This window comes from Citrobacter sp. W9 (genome assembly GCF_026719375.1).
In the GTDB taxonomy this organism is placed as follows: domain Bacteria; phylum Pseudomonadota; class Gammaproteobacteria; order Enterobacterales; family Enterobacteriaceae; genus Citrobacter; species Citrobacter werkmanii.
On the sequence record NZ_JAPPTE010000027.1, the window covers coordinates 39816 to 52494 of the forward strand.

The 12679-nt window shown below is 49.7% G+C and carries 8 protein-coding genes; all 8 read right to left on the minus strand.

All coding sequences use genetic code 11. The features are described 5' to 3' along the window. Positions 1 to 104: 104 nt before the first annotated feature. Positions 105 to 1442: an arginine/agmatine antiporter gene (gene adiC, locus OOJ59_RS24815; protein ID WP_038636433.1), complete on the minus strand. Its 1338-nt coding sequence runs from the start codon at positions 1440 to 1442 to the stop codon at positions 105 to 107. A 128-nt stretch (positions 1443 to 1570) separates the two neighbouring features. After that, entirely contained in the window at positions 1571 to 2332 is a 762-nt protein-coding gene (locus OOJ59_RS24820; RefSeq protein WP_069325137.1) for an AraC family transcriptional regulator, read from the minus strand. Positions 2333 to 2643: 311 nt separating this feature from the next. After that, positions 2644 to 4911, minus strand: coding sequence for an arginine decarboxylase (gene adiA / locus OOJ59_RS24825; protein ID WP_160955731.1), 2268 nt, complete (start codon positions 4909 to 4911; stop codon positions 2644 to 2646). A gap of 284 nt (positions 4912 to 5195) precedes the next feature. Continuing rightward, positions 5196 to 5828, minus strand: a complete 633-nt coding sequence (locus OOJ59_RS24830; RefSeq protein WP_137347404.1) for a DUF2238 domain-containing protein — start codon at positions 5826 to 5828, stop codon at positions 5196 to 5198. A gap of 147 nt (positions 5829 to 5975) precedes the next feature. Further along, complete coding sequence (gene fumA, locus OOJ59_RS24835; RefSeq protein ID WP_038636444.1) at positions 5976 to 7622, minus strand: class I fumarate hydratase FumA; 1647 nt, start codon at positions 7620 to 7622, stop codon at positions 5976 to 5978. 96 nt (positions 7623 to 7718) lie between these two features. After that, positions 7719 to 9059, minus strand: coding sequence for an anaerobic C4-dicarboxylate transporter DcuB (gene dcuB / locus OOJ59_RS24840; protein WP_003031873.1), 1341 nt, complete (start codon positions 9057 to 9059; stop codon positions 7719 to 7721). Between the two features lie 718 nt (positions 9060 to 9777). After that, positions 9778 to 10497 carry a two-component system response regulator DcuR gene (gene dcuR, locus OOJ59_RS24845; protein ID WP_038636447.1) on the minus strand — a complete coding sequence of 240 codons (720 nt, stop codon included), beginning with the start codon at positions 10495 to 10497 and terminating at the stop codon, positions 9778 to 9780. Next, a complete protein-coding gene (locus tag OOJ59_RS24850) occupies positions 10494 to 12125 on the minus strand; it encodes a sensor histidine kinase (protein ID WP_160956495.1) in 1632 nt (543 codons plus the stop codon). Before OOJ59_RS24850 ends, dcuR begins: the two co-directional genes overlap by 4 nt. Between the last annotated feature and the right edge of the window lie 554 nt (positions 12126 to 12679).

Here is a 12679-nt window from a genome sequence, read left to right on the forward strand (position 1 = left end):
ATCGACTAAGTGGTGTAGATCCTCTCAAAGTAAAATTAAGCCAACCTTAAGTTCTTAAGATTGGCTTTTTGCAGGATGGCGGCTATTCACCAGTGCCGCTTGCGTTAACTATTTTTTACCGGGGCATCTAATGGATAGGGGTTTTTATGGATCCGGTTGTAGTTAAGTGCGTACAGTGCGGTAATAATCATCAGCGTGACGAACGACCACATCACCTCTTTGGCGCCAGAACCGATCACTGCCCAGATGCAGTAGACAAAGGCGATAAAGGTTACCGCCAGATACAGCGGGCGTGCTTTGCCGAAGTGACCATGACCGAGCAGCAGCAGCGCAGCGCAGGTGTACAGATATGGCACCAGCGTGAAGATGACCGAAACCGAAGAGACCAGACCAAACTCTTTTGCGGCGTTCGGCGACATGCTGCTGAACTGGAAAATGGTCATCAGGATACCGACGATAATTAACCCGGCCACCGGGGTACCGGCTTTGTTAACGCGGGCAAAAATCGGCGGGAACAGACCGTCATCGGCCGCCGCTTTGGCGGTTTGTCCGGCCAGCAGCGTCCATCCGCCCAGTGAACCAAGACACCCGGCAGCGGCGCAGAAGGAGACGATCGCGCCAGCGGTGTCGCCCAGCGCCATTCTTGCGGCATCACCGAACGGCGAGGCCGAAACACGCAGCGCAGCGTTAGGGATCATCCCCATAATCGCCGTTGTGGAGAGCACGTAACAAACGGCGGCAATCAGCACCCCGCCAATGGTGGCGATAGGCACGTTACGTTTGGGGTTTTTAACCACGCCTGCCGCGACGGAGGCACTTTCCACCCCGATAAATGACCATAAGGTCACGTTCAGAGTGCTTTGAATTGCGCCGAAGGTATTCATACCGCTGACGTTCCAGGCCGCCATATAGGTTTCACCGCGGAACCAGAACCAGCCGAAGACGGCAATCCCAACAATCGGCACCAGCGCCAACACCGTTGCGACGGCCTGTACACGGGTGATCATTTTCGGGCCGACAATGTTCAGCAATACGAAGATCCACAGCACCACGACACAGGTCAGCGTCAGGACCAGCGGATCTTTTAAGATGGGGAAAAAGTAGCTTAGGTAACCGACGCCAATGACCACCATGGCGATATTACCAATCCAGCAGGCCAGCCAGTACAGGACGTTAGTCTGGTAGCCTAAAAAAGGACCGAAACAGCGGCGGGCATAAGCATAAGAACCACCGGGACTGGAGTCTAAGGACGACATTTTTGCGTACACCATCGACAGTGCCAGAGCACCGATAATCGTGACCAACCATCCGTAGATTGCAATCCCGCCAGTTGACGCAAGGTTTGCGGGTAGCAGGAATACACCGGAACCCATAATATTCCCCGACACCATAAGGGTGACGGGGATTAAGCCCACTTTGTGAGCATCAGCATCCGTCGACATATTTTTTAACTCCTGATAAGGATAAATGACGGACTTATCATACCTCTTCAAAAGACTATTTTATGATGACGGAGCTGGGGTATCGCTAATGCTGATATTATTATGGCTTATCGCTAACTGATTAAAAATCAGGCAGCGGATGGCTCCCGATGTTGACTAACATAATGCAGTGGCGTCATCCCATAAAACTCTTTGAATACGGAAATAAAGTATGAGGTACTGTTATATCCGCACAGTTGAGAAACCTGGGAAATGTTTTTCTCGTCCATCAGGAGTTGATTGACGGCATAACGCATGCGACATGTGGTAATTATTTGGCTGTAACTTGTATTTTCGCTTTTGAGTTTCTTCTTTAACAAGCTGGGACTCAGGCATAAGCAACTGGCAACCATGCTTAAATTCCAGTCTTTGTGTATGTCGCTTTCAATAATGTGATAAACGCTGTCGCTGATACGACTACGCAGCATATGCATGAGTAAAGAGATAAATTTTTTGCTGTCAAGGAAGCGTGACAACACCGTGAACAGTAGTGAGCGTGTGCGCTCTCTTTCACCTTCGTCGACTGTTTCCATTACGCTATGTTGGGCGGCCACCCGGAAGACATCCGGCGTCAGACAGGTAGCGGTGATCACTGGGTTAGCACTCCGCTGCCAGAATGGGATCTGTGAAAGGTCCTTATTTAAAAAACGCAGATAGTCTTTAATGATATCGCGGCTGATATGTACGACCAGTGCGTTATTAAGTGATGAGAAGTCGATAATATTATTATCACATGCCACCAATGCCATATGATTAGCTTTTAAACTGATGGCTTCTTTACCGTTAATCCTTAACCAAACATCCTTCTCCGTTAATACGACAACACACGCTTCTTTGCTGCAAAGTCTCATACCCAAACTCCAGGAATATGACATAAACTACCGTAACTTACCATTGGGCAAGAAATAACCGGCAAATGAAATTGTGTGATGAATCAAGACAGGCGATAAAATAGCGATATTTAGATTAATTACAATATCTGTAGGGATTATTGCCGTGTACATAAAATTTTACGCAAGTGGCAACGTGCAATTTTCGTATAAAAAAAGCGCGGGGTGGTCCCGCGCAAAAAGGTATGACAATGTTATTGTTTTGCAGCAATACTCAGGAATTACTCAAGCATGACATGTCATCCTTCAAATCGGACTATCTCAAAAAGACATTATGCTTTCACGCACATGACGTGATACACACCGTCAATAATTTCCGTTCCTTCGGTTTCATGTTCAAATCCAGGGAAATGGTGGTCCCAGGACTGCAACGAACGTAGATAACTAATCTGCGGGCTATTAGCGTCGCCAAAGTTTTCACCGGACAACAGCATCGGAATTCCTGGTGGGTAAGGAATCACAGAGTTCGCTGCTATACGGCCCTGCAGATTTTCAATGGCCACCATCTCAACGTTATCGCTGACTATCGCGTTATAGGCTTCACGCGGTGTAATTTCAGCAACAGGCAGGCCGGAGTAGGCTGCATTGAGACGGCTGCCAGGGTTGTTCTCTTTCAGCCAGGCAAACATGGTGTCGCCAAGATCGTGAATGCCCATGTTTGCGTAAGTGTCTGGATATTCCTCAACCAGTTCAGGCATTACCTGTGCCAGCGGAGTATTCGCATCGTAGTGATGTTTGAAAGAGCACAACGTGTTGATCAGTGTGCCCCATTTCCCACGGGTAATCCCCATTGAGAACAGGAACATAATCTGGAAGTCGGTGGTACGCGTCGGCACGATACCGTGACGGCCAAGCCAGGCGGTGACCAGAGCTGCAGGAACACCAGTCTCTTCCAGTTCGCCATCGTCGCCCATACCCGGTGCCAGAATGCTGACTTTAATCGGGTCCAGCATGCTCCAGTTATCCGGCAGATCTTTAAACCCGTGCCAGGATTCGCCCGGACGCATTACCCAGCAGTTCTGGTCAGTGGTCAGGAGTTGGGTTGGCGCATCGGCAAAGTCATAGGTTTTGCCGGTCTGCGGATCGGTTACCACTTCTTTGTTCCACGGTTTGAAGAACCAGTCGCCTTCGGCGGTGAATTCTTTGTACAGCCGCGCCATGGCCTGACGGAAATCGACTGCTTCGTCAATCACTTCCTGGGTGAGCGACAGGCCGCTGTTACCATCCATCATGGAAACCGCCACATCGTTTGATGCGCAGATGGCATACAGCGGAGAGGTGGTGGCGTGCATCATGTACGCCTGGTTAAAGCGGGAGAAGTTCACGGCCCCACGACCTTCACGGACGTGAATATAAGATGCTTGGGAGAGCGCATTCAGCAGTTTGTGAGTCGAGTGGGTGGCAAAAACGGTAGGGCCGTTATGATCGCCCGGCGCACCACGCATGGCGTAGTGGTCGGCATAAATTGGGTTAAAGCGGGCATAGCCGTACCAGGCTTCATCGAAGTGGATACGATCGCTGGTTTGCGCGAGCAGGTCCTGCGCCTCTTTTGCGTTGTAGCAAACGCCGTCATAGGTACAGTTAGTCACGACGCTGTATGACGGTTTTTGTCCGGCTTTGCCTTTTGTCAGTGGGCTTTCACTGATTTTTTTCTGCAATGTTTCAGGCTGCATTTCCTGCGGGTAGATAGGCCCGATAATGCCGTAGCGGTTGCGGCTAGGCACCATGTATACCGGTTTTGCCCCGGTAAGGATCAGCCCCTGTTCAATCGATTTATGGCAGTTGCGATCCAGCACCACGACGTCGTTGTCGGTCATACAGGCTTGCATGATGGTGCGGTTAGAGCCGGAAGTCCCGACCACCACGGACCAGGAGCGGTCAGCGCCAAACACCCGGGCGGCATATTTTTCGCTCTCGCCAAATGCGCCAGTATGATCCAGCAGTGAACCCAGGGAGGTGCGTTCGATACCCATGTCGGTACGGAATAAGTTTTCGCCGTAGTAGTCATGATAGAAACGACCGGCTGGGGTTTTGGTAAAACCGACGCCGCCCTGGTGGCCAGGCGCCGCCCAGGAATATTCATGGATGTCGCCGTATTTCATCAGCGCGCTGAACAGCGGCGGCAGAAGCTGCTGGCGGTAACGAGTCATCGCCGCCACGGCGCGCCCGGCGATAAAGTCTGCGGTATCTTCCAGAATCCAGGCGAATTCATCGACAAGCTCCGGCAGGTCGCGATCCAACGATGCGGTGGCTTTTTCGCGATCGCCCAACAGGAAAACAGGAACGTTTTGCTGGCGCTCGTGGAGCTTGCCGATCAATTGCCTGACATTCAGGTGCTCATCTTGTTGTTCCATTTGATAGCTGAACATCAGGCAATCAATGGCTTCATTTGCGGCGAGGATGGCGTAACCATCGTCGAATGAGGTGGACTTAATGACGGTAACATTCTGGCGGCTTAATGCGTCAGCCAGACGTTCGACAGCGCTACCGACCCAGGTGTCCTGATGCAGAAACTCACTTTCAACAATTAATACTTTCATCATCTTTTACCCGGTTGTGGAAAGGTTGCAATTTATGGATTGCAGACACACCGTATGAATGTGACGCAGGCAAGTATTATCCTGAGAAAATGGGCTGTAAAGCGGGTGAAAAATAGTCTATTTTGTATTTTATATGTTTTTAAACAATGAGTTATGCTGTGTTGAAGACGGATTTTAACCGCCGTTTATCGACAGGGGGACTATTTTTTTGGCTGATACTGATATTGCTGAATGGCAAGCATGCAGGCCGGATGTGCATCAGCAACATCCGGTAATGATTTCATTCAGTTGGCGGTGATTAACCCATAATGGCGCAGTTGCTTGCAATGCATTCTCGCCAGTAAAATCACGGTGGTTAAGGCCCCAAGCAGGGCGCAAAACATATCGGATTGGGTATCCCACGGGTCGCCCTGCGTGCCGAGAAAATCATCAGCTCCTTGACCCATTGCCAGCGCCGCCCACCATTCGATCAGCTCATAGATCGCGCTAATCGCCAACGCCACGCAGCAGACTAAAAATGCCAGCATTTTTCGGCCACGGACAATATTACCGCGCACTAAAATCTCTCGTGCCGTCAGCGCTGGCACCAGCCCCTGAAAGAAGTGACCCAGCTTGTCATAGGGATTGCGACTAAGATCCAGCCATTCCTGAACCTGAAAACCGACGGGGACTTTGGCATAGGTATACATACCGCCGACCATCAGAATGATGGCGTGAAAGAAAATTAGCGTGTAGAGCAGCGGCGTCAACGGGTAGCGCTTTACGGTAGTCAGCAACAACGGTACGACGATAATGACCGGCGTGACTTCCATCAGCCAGGTGATTTTCTCAGTGGCACAGATGCCGGTGTAGATAAGGATCAGCGCCAGAATCAGCGCGCCAGACTGCAAAATCATGGGGTTCAGTGTGCGGAGCATTATGAATTCACACGTAATGGAAAAGATTACTATTCCCTGTGAACAGCAAAAATTCAACGCCAGTAAATGGGGGGATTAAGGTGGCCCGGGGGGATCGCTGGACTGACGCCAAAAGTTTAGTGTCAGTCCAGTGCCGGGCCGAATAGGTTACTTCGCGCAGTTAGCGCATTGTTTGCTGACGATTTGCTGGAAGAAATCGTTGCCTTTATCATCGACCAGGATGAACGCCGGGAAATCTTCTACTTCGATTTTCCAGATAGCTTCCATACCCAGCTCCGGGTATTCCACGCATTCCAGATGCTTAATGCTCTGCTGCGCCAGTACCGCTGCCGGTCCGCCGATGCTGCCTAAGTAGAAACCGCCGTGTTTGTGGCAAGCGTCTGTCACCTGCTGGCTACGGTTGCCTTTTGCCAGCATGATCATGCTGCCGCCGTGTGACTGCAACAGGTCAACATAGGAGTCCATACGACCTGCGGTAGTCGGGCCTAAAGAGCCGGACGGATAACCCGCTGGCGTTTTTGCCGGGCCCGCGTAGTAGATCGGATGATCTTTCACGTACTGCGGCAGACCTTCGCCGGACTCAATACGCTCTTTTAGCTTCGCGTGGGCGATGTCACGACCTACAATAATCGTGCCGCTCAGTGACAGGCGGGTAGAAACCGGGTACTGCGAAAGCTGGGCGAGGATCTCTTTCATCGGACGGTTAAGGTCTACCTTAACCACTTCGCCTTCGCCAGCCTGGCGCAGAGATTCGGGAATGTACTGACCTGGATTATGTTCCAGTTTTTCAATCCAGATCCCTTCGCGGTTAATCTTGGCTTTAATGTTACGGTCCGCGGAGCAGGAAACGCCCATACCTACCGGGCAGGACGCGCCGTGGCGAGGTAGACGGATCACGCGGATGTCATGTGCGAAGTATTTCCCGCCAAACTGAGCGCCGAGGCCGAGTTTCTGTGCCTCGATCAGCAGTTCCTGTTCCAGTTGCAGATCGCGGAACGCCTGGCCGTGAGCATTGCCTTCAGTCGGCAGCGCATCATAGTAGTGCGTGCTGGCCAGCTTCACCGTTTTAAGGGTGCTTTCCGCTGACGTGCCGCCAATGACGAATGCAATATGGTACGGCGGGCAAGCTGCGGTACCCAGCGTACGCATTTTTTCCACCAGGAAGTTTTTCAGTTTTCCGGGAGTCAGCAGCGCTTTGGTTTCCTGATACAGATAGGTTTTGTTGGCTGAGCCACCGCCTTTGGCCACGCACAGGAATTTGTATTCGTCACCGTCCACGCTGTACAGATCGATTTGCGCAGGCAGGTTGGTGCCGGTATTCACTTCTTTGTACATATCCAGCGCCGCGTTTTGCGAGTAGCGCAGATTATCTTCAATATAGGTATTAAATACGCCTCTGGAGAGCGCGGCTTCATCGCCGCCGCCGGTCCACACGCGCTGGCCTTTTTTACCCATGATAATGGCCGTACCGGTGTCCTGGCAGGTTGGCAATACGCCTTTGGCGGCGATTTCGGAGTTTCTCAGGAACTGCAGCGCCACGTACTTATCGTTTTCGCTGGCTTCGGGATCATGGAGAATTGAGGCGACTTGCTGTTGGTGTTCAGGGCGGAGCATAAAGGAGGCATCGTGGAAGGCTTGCTGAGCCAGTAGCGTAAGTGCTTCAGGGGCTACTTTCAGGATAGTCTCGCCTTCAAACTCGCCGACGCTGACGTGATCGGATGTCAGCAGGTAGTACTCAGTTTTGTCTTCCCCCAGTGGGAAAGCCGCCTGGTAAGTGAATTCAACTTTTGACATTTGCTTCCAGCCTTTTCATTTTTATCAGGAATTTAGAAATTCACTGTGTCTTAAGAGTGGCGTGCCGTACCAACGCGGACGGCACGCGAACTGTGATTACAGGAAACCGTACATTGCGGCGAATATCCAACCAAAGACACAGGATACGCTTACGCCGATCAAGCCAGGCAGAATGAAGCTGTGGTTGATAACGAAGCGGCCGATGTGGGTGGTACCGGAACGGTCAAACTGAATAGCAGCCAGATCGCTCGGGTAGGTCGGCAGAATGTAGTAACCGTAACATGCCGGCGCCGAAGCAACGATGTACGCTGGATCAACACCGATTGCCAGCGCGACCGGAACAATCGCCGCCAGCGCCGCTGCCTGGGAGTTTACAAACTTGGATACCAGCAGCAGAACAATTGCATAGGCCCACGGATACTCTTTCACCATATTACCCAGCACACCTTCGATTTCTGTCATGTGCGCACCGAACATTGTTTCGGCCATCCAGGCAATACCGTACACCGCCACAATCGCGATCATACCGGAACGGAAGACTTCGTTTTTAGATATTGAAGCGGGATTAGTCTTCGTCAGGATAATAATCAGCGCACCGGTCAGCAGCATGAACATCTGGATAACCAGTACCATGGACAGCGGTTTGCCGCTGAAGGTAGGGCGCAGCTCAGAGAATGCGCCGAGCACAGCAACCACGGCGATAGCGGCGAGGAAGATCCACATGGCCAGCCAGTTGCTTTTCGGTAGTTTTTTGTCTAACAGCGTGGCGGTGTCGCCATAAACATAGTTGTGGTTTTCAGGGACGGAAATAAACTTCTGGAATTCTTCATCTTTATCCAGATCTTTACCACGGAACCAGCTGAAAATACCGATAGCCAGTATACCCAGCAGGGTAGACGGGATGGTGATGCTGAGCAGGTCGAGGAATTCGAGATGTTTACCTTCAAACGTCACATTACCCAGCATGGCGACCAGTGACACCACGGCTACGGAAACCGGGCTGGCGATAATACCCATTTGCGCACCGATAGAACTCGCCGCCATTGGACGTTCCGGGCGAATATTATTCTTAATGGCAACGTCATAAATGATTGGCAGGATGGTGTATACCACGTGGCCTGTACCACAGAGAATCGTCAGGGTGCAGGTAACAAACGGCGCGACGATAGAAACGTATTTTGGGTTACGGCGCAGCAGCTTTTCAGCGATTTGCAGCATAACGTCAAGGCCGCCGGAGGCTTGCAGGGTTGCCGATGCGGCCACCACGGCAATAATAACCAGCATAACGTCTACAGGTGGTTTACCCGGCTGGAGATGGAAAACGAAAACCAGAATGACCAGGCCGATACCGCCTAATAAGCCCAGTGCGATACCGCCCTTTCTGGCACCATAAAACAAACATATTAATATTATGAGAAGTTGTATACTAAATAACATTTTATTTACCCTCGCGAAAAACCCAGTCAATTTTTTGAAAAATGGATCTGTGGCACATTCTTTTTTGCCAGAATAAGCATCAAAAAATGGTCAGTATTCGATATGTCCGTATTTGCGATTAATGTTCAAATGTCTTGCTAGAATGTTTTTTTAAAGTTATGGCGATATTTAGTTTTTTTCTGTGGCGTTGAACAGAGGAGAAAATCCTCAGGCGATGGGAAGCAGAACTGGGCATAGAGAGCTGCGGTTGACGCTGTAATTTATCTGTTTTGCGTTTTCCGCTATGACATGAACCACGGACAGAATGAGTGAGTGGGTTATTTGTGTGATCACGGTCACGCCATTTCATTATGTAATGAGATCGGCGTACGGATACTTTTATTTGCTCACAAAAATGTACGGTGTCCATGGTACGTAGCATGGTCTCCATTGCTACCAGTCCAGATTTTGTATGTCTGGTTAATTTCAGACTAATCCTTTATGGGTAAAAATACACACTCTGCGAGTCAGATAATACTTAATTAACTTTTGTTAGCGATTTTGAAATTAAAAACAGTGTGATGTTTATCAATATTGAAATATAGCTTTTGACATGCTGTGTACAAATATATTTGATCTAACGCAAATTGATAATGCTTCTGCTTCAGCCAGTAAAATAGGGATTTTTCATTATTTTAATAATTGTTACTTTCAAATAACAAATAATCCCAAAATGTATTTATTGGCAATATTGTTTAAGCAATGAGTATTGCTCTGCCTGAACGCGGTAACGATAAACAGGTCTACCGGTCACGCCATAGTGGATGCTGGTAAATAAGATGTGACAATTAACCAGCCAGATAAGGTATTTACGGCAAGAGACGCGGGAGATATTGACCTCATTGGCCAGCTCATCCGTAGAGAACTCCTGATCCTGATGCTCATCAATCCACTGGCACAGCGTACGTAATGTTTGTGGCGTTAGCCCTTTGGGTAAGCGGCGTACTTCCTGCTCATTGGAGGAGCTGCCGTGAATAAGTTGGTCAAGCTCAGACTGTTCATAGTACTGATGCTTTTCCATCTCTGTTTTCTTATGTAGCCAGCCGGTTAGCGCCTCTTCAAAACGGGAAGCCTGGAAAGGTTTGATCAGGTAGTCAACGACACCATAGTGCAGAGAGTCTTTGATGGTGGTCGCGTCAGCGGCGGAAGAGATGACAATAACATCACACTTGCAGCCTTTGCTGTGCAGAACGGGCAGCAGATCCAGACCGTTTTCTTTTTGCATGTAAATATCCAGCAAAATCAAATCGATATGATGACCGCTATGAAAGATGATCTCTTTGGCTTTCTCCAGCGTAGAGGCTGTTCCGCAGCAATGAAAACCGGAGAGTTGCGCGACATAACGACGATTTAATTCCGCTACCATTGCATCGTCATCGACAATTAAGACATTGATCATCTGCTGGCCCTCTCACCATTCCACGGTAACTGTACAAAAAATTGGGTGAAGACCCCAGGTTCAGACTCGACGGAAATATTGCCGCCAACACTTTCAACCTGCTGTTTCACAAGTGCTAAACCGACGCCTCGTTCGGTTCCTTTTGACGAGACGCCCTTCTCAAAGATGTGCTCAATGTGTTCAGGGGCGATCCCTGGACCATCGTCATTCACTTCGCAATGCAACCAGCCGTGTCGATAGTGCAAGGATACGCTGATCTCGCCACCGGGTTCTTGACCTAGCGCCTCCAGGGCGTTTTCAATCAAATTCCCCAAAACGGTAATCAGCACCGCTACCTGATCTTCATTGCTGTTTTCCGGCAATTGGCTTTCATTGCTAATGACCAGACTATGACCTAAATCAGATGTGCGATTAATCTTACTGAGTAAAAATCCAGCGATCACCGGAGATTTTATTTTTCCTAACAGTGAGCCAATCTCTTCCTGATAATTGTTCGCGGTCTTCAGGATGTAATTTTCAAGCTGCTTATAACTTTTCAGGTGCAATAATCCCAGAATCACGTGCAATTTGTTCATGAATTCGTGGGATCGTTCACGAAGTGCGTCGGCATAGTTAACCATACCGTCCAGGCGTTGCATCAGTTTCCGAACTTCAGTTTTATCGCGGAACGTTGAAATGGCCCCGATGATTTTTCCGTTGCTGAGTACCGGAACAGTATTAATTAAGAGTAGCCGATCTTTCACCGTGATCTCTTCATCGCGGCGTGGCGTTCCATCGCGTAATACTTGCGAAAAATCGACCACCTGTGACCACGCGTGGCTGAGCGTTGAGAGCTGGGCATCATCTTGGGATTTGTGGTAATCAAGCAACTCCTGCGCCGCCTGGTTTATCAACGTGACTTCACCACACTCATCTACGGCAATGACACCTTCCTTTATAGAGTGCAGCATCGCCTGGCGTTGTTCGAACAGATTGGAGATTTCATACGGCTCCAGGCCAAACAGAATGCGTTTAAGGACTTTGACGAATACCCATGTGCCGAGTAACCCAACCAGAACGCCAAACAAGATGGACCAGAAGATGCTGCCGCGACTGTTATTGATCTGCTCAGTCACTCTGCTTAGCTCAAGGCCGATCGCCACCACGCCAATCTGTCGGTGATGCTCATCATAGATAGGGGTAAACACGCGCAGAGCTTTAGCCAGAAAGCCGCGATTAATGGCAACATTCTCTTTGCCCTGCAGAGCCAGCAAAATGTCATCACCTTTAAATGGCTGGCCGATTCGCTGCGCTTCGGGATGGGAATAACGAGTGCTTTTCATATCGGTGACGACGATGAACAAAAAATCGTTGCTCTTATTCACCGCCTGAGCTATCGCCTGAATACCGCTTTCCTCGGGTTTTTTCATTAACCCTTGGCGGATCTCCGGCGAGTTTGCCAGCGTCCGCGCGACCGCAAGCGCTTTATCCGCTAATGCATCGCGTGTCATGTTGCTGATTTGCGAAAAGTAAATCAGATGAACAACAAGCAGCACTGAGAAGAGTACTGCACTGACCATGAGGATCACGGTAGTGCCGAGCTTCATTGGGCGTTTGCGTATAGCAGTACGTTGCAGAGAGTGTCTCATCACGGTCCTGGAATCACGGTTTGTGCGGGTATTATCGCCCGACGGCATGCGTAATTCAAAGGTGGTAAGGAATGTGGGCTTAGGCTGCCAATACTTCTTCTATATATAGAGCGTTCTGTGCCGGTTCTCTCCATTTTTCAGCAATGCGCACCGGTAGTTTTTTGATGATTGTGGATAACTCTGTGCGTAAATGGGTATAAGGCGGGGTTTTGCTGTGGAATGCAGCAGTCAGTCATTTTTCTGTCATTTAGGGGTTGCGGGCTGAAGGAAACTCCCTATAATGCGCCTCCATCGACACGGCGGATGTGAATCACTTCACACAAACAGGCCGGTCGGTTGAAGAGAAAAACCTGAAAATGAGGGTTGACTCTGAAAGAGGAAAGCGTAATATACGCCACCTCGCGACAGAGCGCTAAGGCGCGTCGCAACTGCTCTTTAACAATTTATCAGACAATCTGTGTGGGCACTCGAGGATACGGATTCTTAACGTCGCAAGACGAAAAATGAATACCAAGTCTCTGAGTGAACACGTAATTCATTACGAAGTTTAATTC